This window comes from Acidovorax sp. GW823-FHT05D11 (assembly GCF_058795695.1).
Genome location: NZ_CM179502.1, coordinates 2,891,700 through 2,912,325, shown reverse-complemented (window position 1 = coordinate 2,912,325; position 20,626 = coordinate 2,891,700). Strand labels below are relative to the sequence as shown.

15 protein-coding genes are annotated in these 20,626 nt (G+C 67.0%); 10 read left to right on the top strand and 5 right to left on the bottom strand.

The window, feature by feature from the left end; translation table 11 throughout:
- Positions 1-86: 86 nt before the first annotated feature.
- Entirely contained in the window at positions 87-539 is a 453-nt protein-coding gene (locus tag AC3RCE_RS13545) for an Lrp/AsnC family transcriptional regulator (RefSeq protein ID WP_218338559.1), read from the bottom strand.
- Positions 540-710: 171 nt separating this feature from the next.
- Between AC3RCE_RS13545 and AC3RCE_RS13540 the strand changes: the two genes are divergently transcribed.
- On the top strand, positions 711-1,841 hold the full coding sequence (locus AC3RCE_RS13540) for a saccharopine dehydrogenase family protein (protein WP_492253236.1): 1,131 nt from the start codon (positions 711-713) through the stop codon (positions 1,839-1,841).
- 183 nt (positions 1,842-2,024) lie between these two features.
- Here AC3RCE_RS13540 and AC3RCE_RS13535 read toward each other — a convergent pair whose 3' ends face one another.
- Complete coding sequence (locus AC3RCE_RS13535; RefSeq protein WP_492253235.1) at positions 2,025-3,884, bottom strand: AMP-dependent synthetase/ligase; 1,860 nt, start codon at positions 3,882-3,884, stop codon at positions 2,025-2,027.
- A 328-nt stretch (positions 3,885-4,212) separates the two neighbouring features.
- Here AC3RCE_RS13535 and AC3RCE_RS13530 point away from each other — a divergent pair, with 328 nt between their 5' ends.
- Positions 4,213-5,373 (top strand): GGDEF domain-containing protein, encoded by a 1,161-nt coding sequence (locus AC3RCE_RS13530; RefSeq protein ID WP_492253234.1) that lies wholly within the window; start codon positions 4,213-4,215, stop codon positions 5,371-5,373.
- An 8-nt stretch (positions 5,374-5,381) separates the two neighbouring features.
- Here AC3RCE_RS13530 and AC3RCE_RS13525 read toward each other — a convergent pair whose 3' ends face one another.
- Positions 5,382-6,017 (bottom strand): GntR family transcriptional regulator, encoded by a 636-nt coding sequence (locus AC3RCE_RS13525; RefSeq protein ID WP_492253233.1) that lies wholly within the window; start codon positions 6,015-6,017, stop codon positions 5,382-5,384.
- 129 nt (positions 6,018-6,146) lie between these two features.
- Between AC3RCE_RS13525 and scpA the strand changes: the two genes are divergently transcribed.
- From scpA to bioB, 8 genes are all read left to right on the top strand, one after another.
- Complete coding sequence (gene scpA, locus AC3RCE_RS13520; protein ID WP_492245976.1) at positions 6,147-8,318, top strand: methylmalonyl-CoA mutase; 2,172 nt, start codon at positions 6,147-6,149, stop codon at positions 8,316-8,318.
- 77 nt (positions 8,319-8,395) lie between these two features.
- Complete coding sequence (locus tag AC3RCE_RS13515) at positions 8,396-8,824, top strand: GNAT family N-acetyltransferase (RefSeq protein WP_218294992.1); 429 nt, start codon at positions 8,396-8,398, stop codon at positions 8,822-8,824.
- Positions 8,821-9,837, top strand: a complete 1,017-nt coding sequence (meaB, locus tag AC3RCE_RS13510) for a methylmalonyl Co-A mutase-associated GTPase MeaB (protein ID WP_492253232.1) — start codon at positions 8,821-8,823, stop codon at positions 9,835-9,837. The genes AC3RCE_RS13515 and meaB overlap by 4 nt, the downstream gene beginning before the upstream one ends.
- Positions 9,838-9,874: 37 nt before the next feature.
- Entirely contained in the window at positions 9,875-11,407 is a 1,533-nt protein-coding gene (locus tag AC3RCE_RS13505; RefSeq protein WP_056062687.1) for an acyl-CoA carboxylase subunit beta, read from the top strand.
- Between the two features lie 21 nt (positions 11,408-11,428).
- Positions 11,429-13,477: an acetyl-CoA carboxylase biotin carboxylase subunit gene (locus AC3RCE_RS13500; protein WP_492253231.1), complete on the top strand. Its 2,049-nt coding sequence runs from the start codon at positions 11,429-11,431 to the stop codon at positions 13,475-13,477.
- Positions 13,464-14,309 (top strand): YdcF family protein, encoded by an 846-nt coding sequence (locus tag AC3RCE_RS13495; RefSeq protein ID WP_492253230.1) that lies wholly within the window; start codon positions 13,464-13,466, stop codon positions 14,307-14,309. The genes AC3RCE_RS13500 and AC3RCE_RS13495 overlap by 14 nt, the downstream gene beginning before the upstream one ends.
- An 80-nt stretch (positions 14,310-14,389) precedes the next feature.
- The gene (locus tag AC3RCE_RS13490; protein ID WP_492245973.1) at positions 14,390-14,860 is read left to right on the top strand and encodes a VOC family protein; all 471 of its coding nucleotides are present in this window, start codon (positions 14,390-14,392) and stop codon (positions 14,858-14,860) included.
- 409 nt (positions 14,861-15,269) lie between these two features.
- Entirely contained in the window at positions 15,270-16,361 is a 1,092-nt protein-coding gene (bioB, locus tag AC3RCE_RS13485) for a biotin synthase BioB (RefSeq protein ID WP_218338565.1), read from the top strand.
- Here the strand turns inward: bioB and AC3RCE_RS13480 are convergent.
- Both AC3RCE_RS13480 and AC3RCE_RS13475 read right to left on the bottom strand, forming a co-directional pair.
- Positions 16,358-17,545, bottom strand: a complete 1,188-nt coding sequence (locus AC3RCE_RS13480; protein ID WP_492253229.1) for a response regulator — start codon at positions 17,543-17,545, stop codon at positions 16,358-16,360. The two genes, bioB and AC3RCE_RS13480, sit on opposite strands and share 4 nt — an antisense overlap.
- A complete protein-coding gene (locus tag AC3RCE_RS13475) occupies positions 17,538-20,612 on the bottom strand; it encodes a hybrid sensor histidine kinase/response regulator (RefSeq protein ID WP_492253228.1) in 3,075 nt (1,024 codons plus the stop codon). The genes AC3RCE_RS13480 and AC3RCE_RS13475 overlap by 8 nt, the downstream gene beginning before the upstream one ends.
- Between the last annotated feature and the right edge of the window lie 14 nt (positions 20,613-20,626).

The window sequence follows — 20,626 nt, the reverse complement described above, 5'->3', positions numbered from 1 at the left end:
TTTTCAATGAAATGGGCCTCTGGGGCTTATCCATAAAGCGCTGGCAGCTATGAAAATTGAAGTGAATGCGCTGGCGGCAGCCGCCGTCACACCCCCACACTGCGCCGGTCGATCTTGCGGCTGAGCACGATGCTGGTCTGCGTCTGGTGCACGCCGTCGAGCTGGCCCACCTTGTCGAGCAGGGTGTCGAGCTGCTCATGGCTCGTGCAGCGCAGGAACACCAGGTAGTCAAACGGCCCGCTCACGGCGGATACCTCTTCGACCTCGGCCATGGCCTCCAGCGCGCGCAACACGGCGGGCGCTGTTTTGGGCAACACGCTGATGGAGCACCACGCGCGCACGGTGGTGGCATCGAGCCGGGCCCCCAGCCGCACGCCGTACCCCGCGACCACGCCCGAGCGCTCCAGCCGTGCAATGCGCGCCACCACGGTGGTGCGGGCCAGCCCCAGCTTGCGCGCCAGCGTGGCCGTGCCCTCGCGGGCGTTGGCCTGGAGCAGGCTCAGCAGCTGGCGGTCGGTGTCGTCCAGGGCCTGGGTCATGGGCAATTTCTCCAGAAAGTCATAACGTCCATCATATTCGCCGTTATGAAAAAACAAAGAGCAGTTTTCGACGATATAAGCACTACACATTGACAGCGCCCTTGCCTAGCATCAAGGCATCTGCAACACCTCTCACCGCTTCACGCGGTGGGCACCACCGGGAGCACCGCCATGACCATCCTTTCCACCACTTCCAGCACCGCCGCCCGTCGTGCCATCACCATCCTCGGCGCGGGCCACATCGGCTTTGCCATGGCGCTGCTGCTGCAGCAGGCTGGCGACTACGACATCCTGGTGGTGGACCGTGACCCGGCGCGCCTGGCCGAAGTGGCCGCATTGGGCGTATCCACCCGGCTGGCGACGGACGACGCGAGCCTGAAGGCGGTCATCGACGGCCGTTTCGCCGTGCTGAACGCGCTGCCGTTTCACCGCGCCGTATCCGTGGCCACGCTGTGCGCAACCGCAGGCGTGCACTACTTTGACCTGACCGAGGACGTGGCGAGCACCCAGGCCATCCGCGCACTCGGCGCCAGTGCCCGCAGCGTGCTCATGCCCCAGTGCGGCCTGGCGCCAGGCTTCATCGGCGTCGTGGGCAACGACCTGGCCCGCCGCTTCGACACGCTGCACACCCTGCGCATGCGCGTGGGGGCGCTGCCGCGCTACCCGCAGGGCGCCTTGCGCTACAACCTGACCTGGAGCACCGAGGGCCTCCTCAACGAATACTGCAACCCCTGCGAAGCCATCGTGGATGGTGTGCGCACCACCGTGCCGGCGCTGGAGGGCCTGGAGACCTTCGCGCTCGACGGCGTGGAATACGAGGCCTTCAACACTTCGGGCGGCCTGGGCACGCTGACGGAGACACTGTCCGGGAAAGCGCGGCAGGTGGACTACCAGTCCATCCGCTATCCCGGCCATTGCGCCATCCTGAAACTGCTGCTCAACGACCTGCGCCTGCGCGACCGGCGCGACCTGCTCAAGGACATCCTGGAAACCGCGGTTCCCACCACCGACCAGGATGTGATCGTCATCTTCGCCACCGCCGCGGGCCTGCGTGGAGGCCGGTTGGTGCAGGAGTCGTATTCCGCCCGCATCGTCGGCAGCCAGGTGGCAGGGCACACGCTGAGCGCCATCCAGCTCACCACGGCGGCGGGCATCTGCACGGCGCTGGACCTGGTGGCACAGGGGCGGCTGCCGCAGCAGGGGTTCGTGGGGCAGGAGTCGGTGCGGCTGCGGGACTTTCTGGCGAACCGGTTTGGCGCGGCCTATGCGGCAGAGGCGGGCTGGACGGCCATGGCGGCGTAGATCCCATCCCAAAACAACACACCCTTGCCGCCTGCTGCGACTGGACCAGCAGGCCGGTGAGCCAACAGGCGGCTGATCCCCAGCGCGGCCCCGGCGGGCAGAGGAAGCCCGGCCCCCATGCGCTGCGGGCGGGGGACTGGCGATGGCGGGCGGATTTTCGTGCCTGCCTGCCTGTCTGTCTGTCTATCGCCCGCCCGGCTTCTGGTACATCCCCTCGATCGCCTCCGCGTAGAACGCCATCAGGTTGTTGCGCTTGAGCTTGAGCGTGGGCGTCATGAAGGTGTTCTCGATCGTCCAGGGCGTGAGCGTGCAGTGCACGGCGCGGGGCACTGCATAGCGGGCGAAGCTGGCGGTGTTTTTTTCGATGCGCGCCAGCACGGCCCGGTGCACGCTGGGGTGGTTCAGGCTGGCGGCGTCCTGCGCGGAGAGGCCCAGGTCGGCCGCCAGGCGCTGCCATTCGTCGCGCTGCAGGACGGCCACGCAGGCGATGAAGGGGCGGTTTTCCCCCACCACGAAGGCCTGCTCCAGCAGCGGATCGGCCAGCAGCGCCAGCTCCAGGTCCCCGGGCGGCACTTTTTCGCCGGTGGAGGTGACGATGATTTCCTTGATGCGCCCCCTGATGTAGATGCGGCCGCCCACGATGTCCGCCTGGTCGCCCGTGCCCAGCCAGCCGTCGGGGCCGAGGATGCGTGCCGTGTCTTCGGGCCGCTTCCAGTAGCCCTTCATGACGATGGGGCCGCGCACCTGCAGTTCGCGGTTCTCGCCAATGCGCACTTCCACGCCGGGCAAGGCCTTGCCCACGCACGCCGGATCGTTGTCGTGCAGTGCGTTGACGGACACCACGGGCGCCGTCTCCGTCATGCCGTAGCCCTGGATGAGCGGCAGGCCCAGGCCCAGAAAGCACTTGGCGATGGTGGGCGACAGCGGGGCGCCGCCGCTCACGGCCACCCGCACACGGCCGCCAAACTGGGCCAGCAAGGGCGTGGCCACCAGGGCTTGCAGCAGCGGCCAGGGCAGTGCGGCCATCCAGCCTCCCGCGGGCTTGCCGGCCTCGGGGGCGGGCGCCGGCAAACCCTGCGCCGCGCAGAAGCGGGCCCAGCCCCTGTTCTGTGCGGCCTCGTACAGCTGCATTTTCCAGGGCGATGGCGAGAGCTTTTCGAGCAGCCTGGCGTGGATGCGTTCGTAGATGCGCGGGACCGAGACCAGCACCGTGGGGCGCACCGTCTTCAGATCCTCGGCCAGCAGGGCCACGGAGCGCGCATACGCCACGCAGCTGCCTGCCGCGATGGGAAGGTAGTAGCCGCCCGTGCGCTCGAACGTGTGCGAGAGCGGCAGGAACGACAGGAACACGTCGTCCACCGTGGGCGCGATGCGCTCCAGCACGGCCTTCACGTCGCTGACCACGTTGCGGTGCGTGAGCATCACGCCCTTGGGCTTGCCGGTGGTGCCCGAGGTGTAGACGATGGCGGCGAGATCGTCCGGGCCGGGCGCGGGGGGCAAGGCCTGCTGCGCTGCCTGTGCGGCGCCTTCGAGCCACTGCGCCAGCGAGCCCACGGCGGGGCCGTGCGACGAGGGCGGGGTGGCGGCGAAGGCGGCGTCCGGCTCGGTCACGATCACCGCGCGCAACGCGGGGAATTCCGTGCCTGTGTCGCGGATCTTCTCCCATTGCTGGGCACTGGCCACGATGAGCATCGAGGCCTCGCAGTCCGAGAGGATGTAGGCGATGCTGCCGGGGTTGTCGATGGCGTGCAGCGGCACCGGCACGCAGCCGGCGGCCAGGGTGGACTGGTCGGCGCACATGGCGTGCAGGCCGTTGGGCAGCAGGATGGCCACGCGCGCGGCCGCGGGCAGCTGCATGGCGGCCAGGGCCTGCGTCCATTCGGCCACGCGCTGCGCGGTCTGCCGCCAGGTCAGGCTGGCCCACGCCTGCGCGGTGGTGTCGAAGGCACGGTAGGCCTCGGCGTCCGGGGTGAGGGCCGTGCGCAAGGCAAGAAGCTGCGGCAGCGTCTGGACGCTGGCGATATCGGGAAGGGAGGGGGTCATCGAACTCGGCGGCGGTGGCGGCGTCGGGCGCGGGCCGCGCCGTTGCCTCGGTGGAAACCCGGGGGATCATAACGACCGGGCCCGCACCAGGGCGGGGCGCAACACCCTGTTGCGTTGCAAATGGTGCATTCCGGTTTGTGGAATGATGGGCCCCAGTGTGCCCCGTGCCGCGCGAAATCCGTGGCACCGGCGCGGCGCCTCGGCCACAATCCGCACAGGCTCGCTCGCACGTCCCTCGCACAGCCATGGCATCACCGTGGCGTGCCGACCCCTTCCTCTCCATCTCCCGCCGCTGCCCGGACCGCCGTCTCTACCGCGCCCTTCCGCCATGGACCCCATCACCATCTTTATCGTCGCCACGCTGATGATGCTGGCCAATGGCTGGGTCCTGGGGCTGATGCGCAACGACTTTCCCGAGGCCTTGCGGCCCAGCGCGGGAACCTGGCGCACGGCCACGCTGCTGCTGGCCGCCAGCGCGGTGCTGTACGCGGTGCAGTACCGGCTGCCGCTGGGGCTGGCATCGCCCATGGCCAATGGGCTCGTGCTGCTGGGGTGCACCGGCTACTGGCGCGCGCTGCGGCAGTTCTATGGGCTGCCGGACAGGCTCTGGCTGCTGGCCCCTGCGATCGTGGGGATTGGCGGCATTGCCTGGTTCGCCATCGCACGGCCGCACACGGGCATGCGCGTGCTGATCCTGTCGGGCAGCTGCGCCTTCCTGCTGCTGGCATGCTTCGCGCTGCTGGCCTCGCAGAAGTCGCATGACGGCGCGCGCAGCCGCCGGGTGATGGCCAGCCTGTTTGCCGCCGTGGCGGCGTTCACGGTGTTTCGCGCGGGCTACTTCCTGCTCAAGGGCGTGAGCCCGTCGTTCGATGTCACGGGAGATGGGGCCTGGATCAACATGGCCAGCCCGATGATCACCGCCATCCTGCCCGTGGTGGGCACCACCGGCTTCCTGCTGATGTGCTCCCAGCGCATCGGCCGCCAGTGGGAGCTGGCCGCGTCAACGGGCTATCTGACGGGCCTGGCCAACCGCCGCACCCTGGTTGCGGTGGGCGAACAGCGTTTCGCGCAGGCGGGTGCGCGCGGGGGCGGCCTGGCCCTGGCGCTGATCGACATCGACCACTTCAAGGCCATCAACGATTGCCATGGGCATGCGGTGGGCGACGTGGCGCTCAGGCATGTCGCCGGGCACCTGCAGGCCTCCTGCCGTGGGGCCGACTTCGCGGCGCGCCACGGCGGAGAGGAGTTCGTGGTGCTGTGGGACGCCGCGGACAGCCGGGCCGCGCGGGCCGCCGGGGAGAGGCTGCGCAGGCTGGTAGCCACCCGCCCGCTCTCGGTGGACGGACTGCCGCTGGCCATGACCATTTCCTTGGGCGTGGCCTTGAAGAACGAGGGGGACAGCAGCTTTGACGAGCTCCTGCACCGAGCGGACGAAGCCCTCTACGCGGCCAAGACCGGGGGCCGCAACCGCGTGGAAGTGGCTGGCTGAATGCCCGGTCAGGTCGCGGCTTCCAGGCCGTGGGCGAAATGGGCCTGCATGGCGCGGGCCGTGGCCTGGGCATCGCGCGCCACCATCGCCGCCAGGATGGCGCGGTGCTCGTTCAGCGAGTCCTCGATCCGCCCCTGCTTGAGCAGCGAGTTGTGGCGGTTGAGCTTCATCACCTTGCGCAGGTCGGCCACCATCTGGCTGCGCCAGCGGTTGTCGGCCAGTTCCAGCAGCAGCATGTGAAAACGCTCGTTCACGGCAAAGAACCGTTCACGTTCGCCGGAGGCCGCCTCCAGTTCGGCATGCAGGTCCTGCAGCGCCTGCAGTTGCGCCGCGGTGGCGGTGGCGGCCACCACGCCGGCCGCATCGCTCTCCAGCAAGCTCAGCAGGTGGTAGACATCGCGCAGGTCCTTCTCGGACATTTCGGTCACATAGGCGCCACGGCGCACCTTCATCGTGACCAGGCCTTCGGCGGCCAGCACCTTGAGCGCCTCGCGCAGGGGGGTGCGGCTGATGCCGAATTCCTCGGCGATCTTGAGTTCGTCGATCCAGCTGCCGGGCTCCAGCTCACGGCGGAAGATGCGCTGGCGCAATTGCTCGGCGACTTCTTCGTACAGGGCACGCGGCGTGAGGGTAAGGGCAGACATGGGGCGGATTGTAAGCTCAGAGGAATATTTTGAATCAATAATTATAAATGATGTAAACTCGCCGCCACATTGGGAACCGTCCCCGCGCCGTTTTACGCCTGCAACGCCATCTTCGGAGAAGTTTTCGCCATGAGTGACACCCCCCCCAACCACACTCCCGAATTCGCCGCGTCTTCGCTCGAAGCCTGGGCCAAGGCCGCCGCCAAGTCGGCACCGGGTGGCGACGTCGGCGCCCTCAACTGGGTCACGCCCGACGGCATCACCGTCAAGCCGCTGTACACCGCGCAGGACACGGCCGGCCTGCCATACGCCAACACCTTGCCCGGCTTCGAGCCCTACCTGCGCGGCCCCCAGGCCACCATGTACGCGGTGCGCCCCTGGACCATCCGCCAGTACGCGGGCTTTTCCACCGCCGAGGAATCCAACGCCTTCTACCGCAAGGCGTTGGCCGCAGGCGGGCAGGGCGTGTCGGTGGCGTTCGACCTGGCCACGCACCGGGGCTATGACAGCGACCATCCCCGCGTGACGGGCGACGTGGGCAAGGCCGGCGTGGCCATCGACTCGGTGGAGGACATGAAGATCCTGTTCGACCAGATCCCGCTGGACAAGGTGTCGGTCTCGATGACCATGAACGGCGCCGTGCTGCCGGTGCTGGCGGGCTACGTGGTGGCGGCGGAAGAACAGGGCGTGAGCCAGGACAAGCTCTCCGGAACGATTCAGAACGATATTCTGAAAGAGTTCATGGTGCGCAACACCTACATCTACCCGCCCAAGCCGTCGATGAAGATCATTGGCGACATCATCGAGTACACGGCCAGGAACATGCCGAAGTTCAACTCGATCTCGATCAGCGGCTACCACATGCAGGAAGCTGGCGCCAACCAGGCGCTGGAGCTGGCCTTCACGCTGGCCGACGGCAAGGAATACGTGAAGACCGCCATCGCCAAGGGCATGGACGTGGACGAGTTCGCCGGCCGCCTGAGCTTCTTCTGGGCGATCGGCATGAACTTCTACCTGGAAGTGGCCAAGATGCGCGCGGCGCGCCTGCTGTGGTGCCGCATCATGAAAGAGACCGGCGCCAAGAACCCCAAGAGCCTGATGCTGCGCACGCACTGCCAGACCAGCGGCTGGAGCCTGACGGAGCAGGACCCCTACAACAACATCGTGCGCACCACCATCGAGGCCATGGCGGCCGTGTTTGGCGGCACGCAGAGCCTGCACACCAACGCGCTGGACGAGGCCATCGCGCTGCCCACCGAATTTTCCTCGCGCATCGCGCGCAACACGCAGCTCATCATCCAGGAAGAGACGCACATCACGAACGTGGTGGACCCCTGGGCCGGCAGCTACATGATGGAAAAGCTGACCCAGGACATGGCCGATGCCGCCTGGAAGATCATCGAGGAGGTCGAGGCCATGGGCGGCATGACCCAGGCCGTGGACAGCGGCTGGGCCAAGCTCAAGATCGAGGCCGCCGCCGCCGAGAAGCAGGCGCGCATCGACAGCGGCAAGGACGTGATCGTGGGTGTCAACAAGTACAGGCTGGCCAAGGAAGACCCGGTCGATATCCTGCAGATCGACAACGTCAAGGTGCGAGACGGGCAGATCGAGCGCCTGAAAAATATCCGTGCAAAACGCGATCCAGACCTTGTACAGCAAGCGCTGGATGCTCTTGCTTCCGCAGCAGAAAGCGGCGAAGGCAACCTGCTCGACCTGGCCATCAAGGCGGTGCGCCTGCGCGCCACGGTGGGCGAGGTGTCGGATGCGCTCGAGAAGGTTTTTGGGCGCCACCGCGCCGATACGCAAAAGGTGACCGGTGTGTACGCAGCAGCCTATGACTCGGCCGAAGGCTGGGACAAACTCAAGACCGAGATCAACGAATTTGCCGAAAAGGAAGGCCGCCGCCCGCGCGTGATGATCGCCAAGCTGGGCCAGGACGGCCACGACCGGGGCGCCAAGGTGGTGGCCACCGCGTTTGCCGACCTGGGCTTCGACGTGGACATGGGCCCGCTGTTCCAGACGCCCGAGGAGTGCGCGCGCCAGGCGATTGAAAACGACGTGCACGCCGTGGGCGTGAGCACGCTGGCCGCCGGCCACAAGACACTGGTGCCCGCCATCATCCAGTCCCTCAAGGACCAGGGCGCGGACGACATCATCGTGTTCGTGGGCGGGGTGATCCCGGCGCAGGACTATGAGCACCTGTACGAAGCGGGCGTGAAGGGCATCTACGGCCCGGGCACGCCGATTCCGGCCAGCGCCAAGGATGTGCTGGAGCAGATTCGCAAGGCGGTTACCGCTTGAGTTCGCCTTTTCCTTCCGAGCCTTTTCGCCATCCCATGTTTGGCTTTGAAAGCGTTGCGCAAGCAGACTTTGAGTCCATGGCCGACCTGCGTGCAGAGGCCATGCGCGAAAGCCTGGAGCGATTGGGACGCTTTGACCCCGTGCGGGTGCGGGAAAGGCTTCGCGATGCCTTTGTGCCGGCCTATATGCGGCACATCGTGGCAGGTGACGAGCGCATTGGTTACCTCACGCTGCTCCCGTATGCGGACCCCGCACGCATGAGGCTGCACCACCTGTACGTCCGACCCGGTCGCCAGGGCCGGGGCGCCGGGGCGTGGGCCCTGGAGTGGGCCAAGGCACAGGGCAGGGCGCTGGGCCAGGACATCACCCTGGGCGCCTTGCGCGGCAGTGGCGCCAACCGCTTTTACGTGCGCAATGGCTTTCAACTGGTGGAGGAGCAGGAGTTCGACCTGGAGTACCGGTGGAGCCCCGCATTCGAGAAGGCCGCCGCGAGGATGTCGCCATGAACCTCTATCCAGGTGTGCTTGGCCAGCCCGGCCCCACGCAGCGCCGCGCGATGTCCAAGGCCATCACCCTGCTCGAATCGACGCGGGCGGACCACCGCGCCCAGGCGGATGAATTGCTCACGCAGCTGCTGCCCCATACCGGCAAGGCGTTTCGCCTGGGCATCAGCGGCGTGCCCGGCGTGGGCAAGTCCACCTTCATCGAAGCCTTGGGCCTGTACCTGATCGGCCAGGGCCATCGCGTGGCCGTGCTCACCATCGACCCCTCCAGCACCGTCTCGGGCGGCTCCATCCTGGGTGACAAGACGCGCATGGAACACCTGTCGGTGCACGAGAAGGCCTACATCCGCCCCAGCCCCTCCAGCGGCACGCTGGGCGGCGTGGCAGAGAAGACGCGCGAGGCCATGCTGGTCTGCGAGGCCGCGGGCTACGACGTGGTCATCGTCGAAACCGTGGGCGTGGGCCAGAGCGAGATCGCGGTGGCGGGCATGACGGACATGTTCGTGCTCATGCAGCTGCCCAACGCGGGCGACGACCTGCAGGCCATCAAGAAGGGCGTGATGGAGATTGCCGACCTGGTGGTCATCAACAAGGCCGACATCGACAAGAACGCCGCCACGCGCGCCGAGGCGCAGATCACCTCCAGCCTGCGCCTGCTCGGCATGCACGGCAACCCTGACCACGCGACGCACGGCGCGCTGTGGCAACCGCGCGTGCTGCAGATCAGCGCTCTGCTGGGGCAGGGGGTGGATGCTTTCTGGACCACCGTGGCGCTGTTTCGCGACATGCAGTCCACCAACGGCCGCCTGGCAGCGCGGCGCGAAAAACAATCGCTCGCCTGGATGTGGGAGCGCATCGACGCGGGCCTCAAGCTCGCGTTTCGCCAGCATCCGCAGGTCAGGGAGCTGCTGCCCCAGATGCAGGCCGATGTGGCAGCCGGGCGCATCGCGGCATCCACTGCAGCACGAAATCTGCTGCTGGCGCAATCCCATCAAGCGCAAGCAGCTATCAAATAAATAGTAAACAAACCACCGAATTCACCAAAGGACGACCATGCAAGACATCCTGGATCAACTGGAGAAAAAGCGTGCGCTGGCACGCCTGGGCGGCGGGCAAAAGCGCATCGATGCGCAGCACGCCAAGGGCAAGCTCACGGCGCGCGAGCGCATCGAGCTGCTGCTGGACGACGGCACGTTCGAGGAATGGGACATGTTCGTCGAGCACCGCTGCACCGACTTTGGCATGGAGGACAACAAGATCCCCGGCGACGGTGTGGTGACGGGCTACGGCATGATCAACGGCCGCCTGGTGTTCGTGTTCAGCCAGGACTTCACGGTGTTCGGCGGTGCTTTGAGCGAAACGCACGCCGAAAAGATCTGCAAGGTGATGGACCAGGCCATGAAGGTCGGCGCACCGGTCATCGGCCTCAACGACTCGGGCGGCGCGCGCATCCAGGAAGGCGTGGCCTCGCTGGGCGGTTATGCCGACGTGTTCCAGAAGAACGTGCTGGCCAGCGGCGTGATTCCGCAGATCAGCATGATCATGGGCCCGAGCGCCGGCGGCGCCGTGTACTCGCCCGCCATGACCGACTTCATCTTCATGGTGAAAGACAGCTCGTACATGTTCGTGACCGGCCCCGAAGTGGTGAAGACCGTGACGCACGAAGAAGTCACGGCCGAGGAACTGGGCGGCGCCGTGACGCACACCACCAAGAGCGGTGTGGCCGACATGGCGTTTGAGAACGACGTGGAGGCGCTGATGATGCTGCGCCGCCTGTACAACTACCTTCCGCTCAACAACCGCGAAAAAGCCCCGGTGCGCCCCAGCAACGACCCGGCCGACCGCATGGACCTGAGCCTGGACACCCTGGTGCCCGAGAACCCCAACAAGCCCTACGACATGAAGGAGCTGATCCTCAAGACCGTGGACGACGGGGACTTCTTCGAGCTGCAGCCCGAGTACGCCAAGAACATCCTCATCGGCTTTGCCCGCATGGAAGGCCAGACCGTGGGCATCGTGGCCAACCAGCCGCTGGTGCTGGCGGGCTGCCTGGACATCAAGAGTTCCATCAAGGCCGCGCGTTTTGTGCGCTTCTGCGATGCGTTCAACATCCCGGTGGTCACGTTTGTGGACGTTCCCGGCTTCATGCCTGGCACCTCGCAAGAGTACGGCGGCATCATCAAACACGGCGCCAAGCTGCTGTACGCGTATGCCGAGTGCACCGTACCCAAGATCACCGTCATCACCCGCAAGGCCTACGGCGGTGCGTACGACGTGATGAGCTCCAAGCACCTGCGCGGCGACGTGAACCTGGCCTGGCCCAACGCTGAAATTGCGGTGATGGGCGCCAAGGGCGCGGTGGAGATCATCTTCCGCGAGGACAAGAACGACCCCGTGAAGCTGGCTGCGCGTGAGGCCGAATACAAGCAGCGTTTTGCCAATCCGTTTGTGGCCGGTGCACGCGGCTTTATCGACGACGTGATCCTGCCGCACGAGACACGCAAGCGCATCTGCCGCTCATTGGTGATGCTGCGCGACAAAAAGCTCGAAAACCCGTGGCGCAAGCACGGCAACATCCCACTGTGAGCGGACAAGGAGCATAAGAACATGTTTACGAAAATCCTGATCGCCAACCGTGGCGAAATCGCCTGCCGCGTCATCGCTACTGCCCGCAAGATGGGCATCAAGACGGTGGCCGTCTATTCCGACGCCGACAAGGAAGCCCGCCACGTCAAGCTGGCCGACGAGGCCGTGCACATTGGTACGGCGCCCAGCCGCGAGTCGTACCTGCTGGCCGACAAGATCATTGCGGCCTGCAAGCAGACCGGCGCGCAAGCGGTGCACCCCGGCTATGGCTTCCTGTCCGAGAACGAAGCCTTTGCCAAGCGCTGCGAAGACGAGGGCATTGCCTTCATCGGCCCCAAGGCGCATTCCATTGCGGCGATGGGCGACAAGATCGCGTCCAAGAAGCTGGCCAACGAGGCCAAGGTCAACACCATCCCGGGCTACAACGACGCGATTGCCGGGCCCGAGCAGGCGGTGGAAATTGCCAAGGGCATTGGCTACCCCGTGATGATCAAGGCCTCGGCCGGTGGCGGCGGCAAGGGCCTGCGCGTGGCGTTCAACGACAAGGAAGCGTTTGAAGGCTTTGCCAGCTGCCAGAACGAAGCCCGCAACAGCTTTGGCGACGACCGCATCTTCATCGAGAAGTTTGTGCAGGAACCGCGCCACATCGAGATCCAGGTGCTGGGCGACAGCCACGGCAACGTGATCTACCTGAACGAGCGCGAGTGCTCCATCCAGCGCCGCCACCAGAAGGTGATTGAAGAGGCGCCCAGCCCCTTCATCAGCGACGCCACCCGCAAGGCCATGGGCGAGCAGGCCGTGCAGCTGGCCAAGGCCGTCAAGTACCAGAGCGCGGGCACGGTGGAGTTCGTGGTCGGCAAGGACCAGGACTTCTACTTCCTCGAAATGAACACCCGCCTGCAGGTGGAGCACCCGGTGACGGAATGCATCACCGGCCTCGACCTGGTGGAGCTGATGATCCGCGTGGCGGCGGGCGAGAAGCTGCCCCTCACGCAAGCCGATGTGAAGCGCGACGGCTGGGCCATTGAGTGCCGCATCAACGCCGAAGACCCGTTCCGCAATTTCCTGCCGTCCACCGGCCGCCTGGTGCGTTTTCAGCCGCCGGAGCAGAGCATGTTCCAGGGCGACACCGACAAGAAGCTGGGCGTGCGCGTGGACACAGGGGTGTATGAGGGCGGCGAGATCCCGATGTACTACGACTCGATGATCGCCAAGCTCATCGTGCACGGCACCGACCGCGACCATGCGATCGCCAAGATGCGCGCGGCGCTCAACGGCTTCGTGATCCGGGGCATCAGCAGCAACATTCCGTTCCAGGCGGCCCTGCTGGCCCACCCTAAATTCGTGACCGGCGAGTTCAACACCGGCTTCATCGCCGAACATTACGGCAAGGGCTTCCACTCCGAGGACGTGCCACACGAGGACCCGCTGTTCCTGGTGGCGCTGGCCGCTTTCATGAACCGCCGCTACCGTGCGCGCGCCTCGGGCATCAGCGGCCAGCTGGCAGGGCACGAGGTGAAGGTGGGCGAGCAGTTCGTGGTGGTCACGCTGGGGGCCGAGGGGCAGAACGAGCACCATGCGGTCTCGGTCACCGACTTCCAGGACAAGTCGGGCTCCAGCATGGTGGCCGTGGACGGCAAGAGCTACCAGATCAGCAGCGCCGCCACGCTGGGCCAGATCCGGGTGCAAGGCCAGTGCAATGGCGCCGGGTTTACCGCCCAGGTGGAGCGCGGCGTGGGCAAGAACCCGCTGGCCCTGCGCATCGCGCACAACGGCACGCAGATCGATGCGCTCGTGCTGTCACCCCTCGGTGCACGCTTGCACAAGCTGATGCCCTTCAAGGCGCCGCCGGACCTGTCCAGGTTCCTGCTTTCGCCCATGCCCGGCCTGCTGGTGGATGTGGCGGTGCAGCCCGGCCAGAAGGTGCAGGCCGGTGAAAAACTGGCCGTGATCGAGGCCATGAAGATGGAGAACATCCTCTTTGCCGCGCAGGATGGCGTGGTGAGCAAGGTGGTGGCGGGCAAGGGCGAGTCGCTGGCGGTGGACGACGTGATCATTGAGTTCCAGTGATGCCGCCGAGCGCCCCGGTCCGCGCAACACGCTGGCCTGGCCACACACCGCGATGACCGTGGTCTTGCGTGTGCTGCTCGGGCTGGCCGGCGCCGTGTTGCTGGTGGATGGCGCCGTGCTCATGGTCCTGGGGCACCTCGATCTGGGCACCATGCTGCCCGCCGCGTTGGGGGCGGTCTTCCTGGCCCTGGCCGCGTGGTGGACTCCGCTGGCGGACTGGCGGCACCGTGGGCGGCGGCGCCAGCAGCTGTGGCGCGCGGGCTGGTGGGGCCTGGCGGCCTGGATGGCCAGCCTGGGGGTTTTCTGGGCCTTTCTGGAGAATGCCGGCATCCCGCCTGCGCAGGTGCCGCCCGTGCAGGCCATCGTGGTGCTGGGGGGCGGCATCCAGAACGGGCAACCCCGGCCGGCGCTGGCAGCACGGCTGGACACGGCGGCCGCGCTGGCCCGCCTGCAGCCCACCGCCCTGATCGCCGTGTGCGGCGGCGAGGTATGGGGTGAAGCGCACACCGAAGCCGAGGTGATGGCCCGCTATCTGCAGCAGCGCCATGGCGTCGCCGCAGGGCGCCTGGTGCTGGAGGCGGAAAGCACCAGCACCGCGCTGAACCTGGCGCTGGGGCGCCCCCTGCTGCTGGCGCGTGGGGTGCCGGCCACGGCCCCGCTGGCCCTGGTGACCAGCGACTTCCACCTGCCGCGCGCCCTGCGCATCGCGCGACGCCATGGCTTCACGGCCATGGTGCCGGTGGCGGCGCCCACCCCCCTGGCCACGCGCTACAACGCGCGGCTGCGCGAATACTTCGCCACGCTGAGCAGCTGGGTGCTGCGCGAGGCATGAGGCCAAGCGGCCTTCTGCGCGGAATAGGCCGCTTGCGCTGTACGTAACTGCATTTATAGCTATCAATCAAGGAGCAAATCATGACGGCAAAAGACCGGCCCTTCAAAGTCCTGGGCATTCAGCAGGTCGCCATCGGCGGCACGGACAAGGCACGCATGAAGACCCTGTGGGTGGACATGCTGGGCCTCACGCAGACGGGCACGTTCCAGAGCGAGCGCGAAAACGTGGATGAAGACATCCTCGCGATGGGGCGGGGCGCCTGGAAGGTGGAGGTGGACATCATGCAGCCGCTGGACATCGACAAGAAGCCCGCCGTGCACACCACGCCGCTCAACCACATCGGCCTGTGGATCGACGACCTGCCCATGGCGGTGGAATGGCTCACTGCCAAAGGCGTGCGCTTTGCGCCCGGCGGCATCCGCAAGGGCGCTGCGGGCTATGACATCACCTTCCTGCACCCCAAGAGCAACGACGAGTTTCCGATCGCTGGCGAAGGCGTTCTGATCGAGCTGGTGCAGGCGCCGGCCGAGGTGATCGCGGCGCTGGGCTGAACAACGGCTGGCTGCCGATGGTGCGGGGGCGACGGCATGCGCCAACGTCGCCCATCGTCAGGCGCCCCTGGGCCACGCGGGGCGGCAGATGGGCACAGATAGCGCCGCGTTGCGGTTGCATCGCGATGGTCGCGTTCCACCACGCGCCAACCTGCCGTCAAATGCGCTGAAAACCCCGTGTTCTGCGCACAAAAAACCAAGGACTTGGGGGCTGTTGGCGACGTACTTTTGTTGGCACTTTTTGTGACCCTTCGGCGTGCGTTTGTGCCTTTTTCTCCTCCAGAATCCGCCCACGTCGCCGCGCACCGGCCGGACCACCTCCTGGCCCAGGCCGCGCGCGCTGTGTAACCCCTGCCGATGGCGGCCCCGTGCCGCCATGGAGCAGATGACTTGAAGGGAACCGATCGCCATGACTTCCATGACCTCCGCCACCGCGGCCACCCAGACCGTTCAGCTGCATCGCCGGCCCGCGCCGCCAGCGCCGCAAGGCCCCTGGAGCGTGGACGCCATCCAGGCGCTGCTCGACAGGCCGCTGATGGACCTTCTTTTCGAAGCGCAGACGGTGCATCGCCAGCACTGGCCCGAGGGAGACATCGAACTGGCCACGCTGCTGTCGGTGAAGACCGGAGGCTGCCCCGAGAACTGTGGCTACTGCCCGCAGGCCGCCGAGTTCGACACCGGTGTGAAGGCCGACAAGCTGATGGAGGTGGACGAGGTGGTGCGGGCTGCCCAGGCCGCGAAGGACGCCGGCGCCACGCGGTTCTGCATGGGTGCGGCATGGCGCGCCCCGAAGGACCGGGACATCGAGAAGGTCAGCGCCCTGATCGGCGCCGTGAAGGGCCTGGGCCTGCAGACCTGCGCCACGCTGGGCATGCTCGAATCGCACCAGGCGCAGGCGCTCAAGGATGCGGGCCTGGACTACTACAACCACAACCTCGACACCGCGCCCGAGTACTACACCGACGTGGTCAGCACCCGCGCCTACCAGGATCGGCTCGACACCCTGCAGCACGTGCGCAGCGCGGGCATCAGCGTGTGCTGCGGCGGCATCGTGGGCATGGGCGAGGCGCCCGTGCACCGCGCGGGGCTCATCGCGCAGCTGGCCAACCTCAGCCCGTACCCCGAGTCCGTGCCCATCAACAGCCTGGTGCGCGTGCCGGGCACGCCGCTGGCCGACAGCGAGCCCATCGACCCGCTGGACTTCGTGCGCATGATCGCCGTGGCCCGCATCACCATGCCCAAGGCCCGCGTGCGCCTGTCCGCGGGGCGCCAGCAGATGGGCGAAGCCGTGCAGGCACTGTGCTTCCTGGCCGGGGCCAATTCGATCTTCTATGGCGACAAGCTGCTGGTGACGGGCAACCCGGATGTGGATGCCGACGTGCGGCTGCTCGCCAAGCTGGGACTGGACGGCCACCGGACGGCGGCGGTGGCAGCGCAGGAGGACGGTGGCAGCGTGCAATCTCCTTGCCACCACCCGCATGAAGAGGGCATCTGCGGCTAGGCGCCCTGGCCGCCCGGCACCAGGCGGTCTTCCTCGGGCAGGTCGCTGGCCATGCGGTCGATCTGGGCCTGCAGCGCGTGCTCTCCGTCGGCGAAACGCTGGGCAATGCGCCGGAACTCCTCGGAGAGCGACAGGAAGGCGTCCACCATGTCGGGATCGAAGTGGCTGCCCCGGCCGTCGCGGATGATCTCGACCGCGTGCTCGTGGGAGTAGGCGGGCTTGTAGACCCGCTCGGAGATGAGCGCGTCATACACGTCGGCCACCGCCATCAGCCGTGCCGACAGGGGAATGGTGTTGCCCACCAGCCCCTCGGGATAGCCTGAGCCGTCCCACTTTTCCTGGTGGCTGTAGGCGATCTCCTTGGCGTAGCGGAAGAAGGGGTTGTCCTGCGTGGTTTCGCTTTCGGCCGCCACGATGGCGTCGCGCCCCAGCGTGGTGTGGGTCTTCATGATCTCGAATTCTTCGGGCGTGAGCTTGCCCGGCTTGAGCAGGATGCGGTCGGGTATGCCCACCTTGCCGATGTCGTGCAGGGGGGCGGACTTGAAGATCACCTCGATGGCATCCTCCGTGAGCTCATCGCGAAAGCGCGGGTGGTTTTGCAGCTTGCGGGCCAGCGCTTCCACATAGTGTTGCGTGCGCCGGATGTGGTTGCCTGTCTCGTTGTCGCGCGTTTCCGCCAGCGATGCCATGGCACGGATGGTGGCGTCCTGCAGTTCGGCCAGGGCACGCGTGCGGTTGGCCACCTCCTGCTCCAGAAAGTGGTTGTGGTGGGCCAGCAGGTCCCGCGCGCGCTTGAGCTGCAGATGGTTGCGCACCCGGGCCATGGTGATGGCGGGGTTGACGGGCTTGGTGATGTAGTCCACGGCGCCCAGCTCCAGTCCCACCGTCTCGTCGTCGGTGGCGCTCATGGCCGTGAGGAAAATCACCGGGATGGCCTCGGTGTCGGGGTTGAACTGCAGGCGCCGCAGCACCTCGTAGCCGTCCATGTCCGGCATCATGATGTCCAGCAGGATCAGGTCGGGTTTTTCGGCCGCCACGATCTGCAGCGCGCGCTCGCCGCTGGGGGCCAGCTTGACCTTGTAGTCCGGCCGCAGGAGGTCGCTCATCAAGGAGAGATTGTCGGGCGTGTCATCCACCACCAGCACCGTGCATTTGCCGCCGCTTGATTCCAATGGACTATTCATGAACTGGGTCCTCCGTGTGTCGTGCGTCGGGAATCCACGCCTGGCGCAGCACCGCGAGTGCGTCGGCGAAGAGATAGTTGTCCAGCAGCCGCTTCATGTCGGCATAGGCGGCGGGCCCCAGCCGGGCCTGCAGGCTGGGGCCGGAGTCCCTGAACAGCTCCACGGCTTCCGAGTCGCTGTCCGCCAGCAAGGCGTCCAGGCGTGCCAGGAGGTCGCGGGCGTGCGCCGCATCCATGGGCGCGTGCGGTGACCCAGGGGGCGCGGCGGCCGCGCTGGTGGCGGCGTCGGGCTCGGGGGGCAGGGCTTCCTGCAGGGCCGTCACCAGCGCCTGGCAGGCGGCTTCCACCGGCTGCAGCAGGGCCTCCAGGGGGCCGGCCTGCGCGTTCTTCGCGATGGCCTGTTCCGCGGCATGCGCCAGTTCGGCCAGGCCCACCGCGCCAATGGTGCCTGCCGAGCCTTTCAGCGTGTGCATGGCGCGCCGAGCCGCCTGCGGCTGGCCTTCCGCCAGATGGGCGCGCGTCTCCTGCACGGCGTGGGCCTGGCCAACCACGAACTTGCGCAGCAGGCTTTCGTAGGCGGCGCGTTTGCCCAGCACCCGCCGCAGCCCGGCGGCCGTATGGAGGCCTTCGATGTGTGCCAGGGGGTCGGCTGCCGGCGCCATTGCCGCGGCGGGCGCATCCGCCGTGGGCCGCGCTGCAAGCGCTGCATCGCCGGTGCCCCCCGTGTGGGGCAGTGCAATCCACTGCCGCAGCGCGGCAAACAGGGCCTCCGGGTCGATGGGCTTGGCGATGTGGCCGTTCATGCCGGCGTCCAGGCACTGTTCGCGGTCGCCACTCATTGCGTTGGCCGTCATCGCCAGCACGGGCAGGCGCGCCCAGGCTGGGTTCTCACGCAGCCGGCGGGTGGCCGTGAGGCCGTCCATCACCGGCATCTGCATGTCCATGAGCACGATGTCGTAGGCGCCGCGGGCCAGCATGTCGAGCGCTTCCTGGCCGTTGGCGGCCGCATCCACCACCAGCCCGGCACTGGCCAGCAGTTCGCGGCCCACCTGCTGGTTCAGGTCGTTGTCATCCACCAGCAGCACGCGCGCACCCCGGATCGAGTCCAGGCCTGCGCCCCGCGCCGGGGGCGGCAGGCGCCGCGCTTCGTCCACCCGTTGTGTTCCGCCCAATGCCCGCATGGCGGCATCGAACAGCTGTGATGGGTTCACCGGCTTGGTCAGCATCAGCCCGACGCCCGTGCGGGTGAGTTCGTCCAGCACATCGTCGCGGCCATGCGCGGTGACGATGACGGGGCGGGGAGGGTGGGGCAGCCGTGCGAGCTGGCGGGCGGTTTCGAACCCGTCCATGCCGGCCATTTTCCAGTCGAGAAAGGCGATTTCACAGGGCCGCCCAGCCTCGCCGGCGGCGCGTGCCAGTTCCACGGCCTGGGCCCCTGAGCTGGCGAGCGTCACCGAAAAACTCATGCTGGACAGCAGCTCCGCGAGGATCTGCCGCGCCTGTTCGCTGTCGTCCACCACCAGCACCCGGCGCCCACGCAGGTCGGGCTCCGGCAGCAGCGGGCGCTGGGTGGAGTCTCCCAGGCCGAGCCGCGCCGTGAACCAGAACGTGCTCCCCCGGCCGGGCAGGCTTTGCACCCCCACGTCCCCGCCCATCAGGCCGGCCAGCTTCTTGGAGATGGCCAGCCCCAGCCCGGTACCGCCGTACTTTCGCGTGGTGGAAGTGTCGGCCTGCTCGAAAGAGCGAAACAGCCTTGATTGCTGTTCCTCGGTGAGGCCAATGCCGGTGTCCTGCACCTCGAAGCGCAGCAGCACGCCCTGGGCATCCCGCGCCGCCTCGCGGACCCGCACGATGATCTCGCCCTCGTCCGTGAACTTGACCGCATTGTTGGCGTAGTTGACGAGGATCTGCCCCAGCCGCAGCGGATCTCCCCGCAGGTCGGCGGGCAGGTGCGAGTCCACATCGAACATCAGCTCCAGGCCCTTGGCGGCGCATTTGTCGCTCAGCAGGTTGGCCACGTTGTCGAGCACGCCATGCAGGTCGAAATCCACCACCTCCACCTCGAGCTTGCCCGCCTCGATCTTGCTGAAATCCAGGATGTCGTTGATCAGGCCCAGCAGGTGCTGGCCCGACCGCTGGATCTTCTCGATGTAGTCGCGCTGGCGTGCGGTCAGCTCCGTTCCCAGGGCCAGATGGCTCATGCCGATCACGGCGTTCATGGGCGTGCGGATCTCATGGCTCATGTTGGCCAGGAAGTCGGATTTCATGCGCGATGCATCCTCGGCCTTGGCCTGGGCCACCACCAGTTCATCTTCGTGTTCCCGCAATGCCGCGTTGACCTGCTGCAGCTGCTCCGTGCGCTGGGCCACGCGGGCTTCCAGCGCCTCCTCGTTGCGCCTGAGGGCGTCCACCAGTTCGGCCTGTGCTGCCAGGGCGAGGGATCTGGCCTTTTCGCGCTTGAGAAACTGCCGGGCCATCGCGAACGCGAGCAGGAAGGTCAGGATGGCCTGGAATGCCGTCAACCCGGTGGTCAGCAGTGTCTGGCGCTTCACTTCCGCATTGCGCCGGTCGCCCAGCAGGGCCGAGATGCGCGATGCCTGCAGCGACAGTTCCTGGATGATGTCGCGAAGCCTGTTCAGCTCCACCCGCAAGAGCTTCATGTTCGCGTGGCGGGAGGCCGCGTCGACGCTCTGTCCAAAATGGCTGTCTCCCGCGGCGACAAAGTTCTGCAATGCGTCGAGGGCGTTGCCGTAGATGGGCTCTCCCTGCATCAGGGTGCGGGCGGTACCGCTCTCCAATGCGCTGAAACGGCTCAGGAACAGGTCGTAGCGCAGCTCCAGGCGGTCGGGGGGCATGCTGGCGGGATCGATCTCGAACTGGTGCAGCGCGTGGTCGAGCTTCTCGTATTCGACACTGAGCTGCAGGAACGACCACAGCGCGTTGACGTCACCCCGGCGCATGACCGCTTCCACGCTGCGGTACTGGTGGTACTGCACGCCGGCGATCGCCACATACGCCACCACTAGGCCCGCAATGATCAGCCGCAGAAGGTGTTTGCTGCGCAGCATGGCGTGGTGCTGGG

Coding starts and splice junctions, on each gene's coding strand:
- AC3RCE_RS13545 (WP_218338559.1), bottom strand. CDS start 539: ATGACCCAGGCCCTGGACGACACCGACCGCCAGCTGCTGAGCCTGCTC.
- AC3RCE_RS13540 (WP_492253236.1), top strand. CDS start 711: ATGACCATCCTTTCCACCACTTCCAGCACCGCCGCCCGTCGTGCCATC.
- AC3RCE_RS13535 (WP_492253235.1), bottom strand. CDS start 3,884: ATGACCCCCTCCCTTCCCGATATCGCCAGCGTCCAGACGCTGCCGCAG.
- AC3RCE_RS13530 (WP_492253234.1), top strand. CDS start 4,213: ATGGACCCCATCACCATCTTTATCGTCGCCACGCTGATGATGCTGGCC.
- AC3RCE_RS13525 (WP_492253233.1), bottom strand. CDS start 6,017: ATGTCTGCCCTTACCCTCACGCCGCGTGCCCTGTACGAAGAAGTCGCC.
- scpA (WP_492245976.1), top strand. CDS start 6,147: ATGAGTGACACCCCCCCCAACCACACTCCCGAATTCGCCGCGTCTTCG.
- AC3RCE_RS13515 (WP_218294992.1), top strand. CDS start 8,396: ATGGCCGACCTGCGTGCAGAGGCCATGCGCGAAAGCCTGGAGCGATTG.
- meaB (WP_492253232.1), top strand. CDS start 8,821: ATGAACCTCTATCCAGGTGTGCTTGGCCAGCCCGGCCCCACGCAGCGC.
- AC3RCE_RS13505 (WP_056062687.1), top strand. CDS start 9,875: ATGCAAGACATCCTGGATCAACTGGAGAAAAAGCGTGCGCTGGCACGC.
- AC3RCE_RS13500 (WP_492253231.1), top strand. CDS start 11,429: ATGTTTACGAAAATCCTGATCGCCAACCGTGGCGAAATCGCCTGCCGC.
- AC3RCE_RS13490 (WP_492245973.1), top strand. CDS start 14,390: ATGACGGCAAAAGACCGGCCCTTCAAAGTCCTGGGCATTCAGCAGGTC.
- bioB (WP_218338565.1), top strand. CDS start 15,270: ATGACTTCCATGACCTCCGCCACCGCGGCCACCCAGACCGTTCAGCTG.
- AC3RCE_RS13480 (WP_492253229.1), bottom strand. CDS start 17,545: ATGAATAGTCCATTGGAATCAAGCGGCGGCAAATGCACGGTGCTGGTG.
- AC3RCE_RS13475 (WP_492253228.1), bottom strand. CDS start 20,612: ATGCTGCGCAGCAAACACCTTCTGCGGCTGATCATTGCGGGCCTAGTG.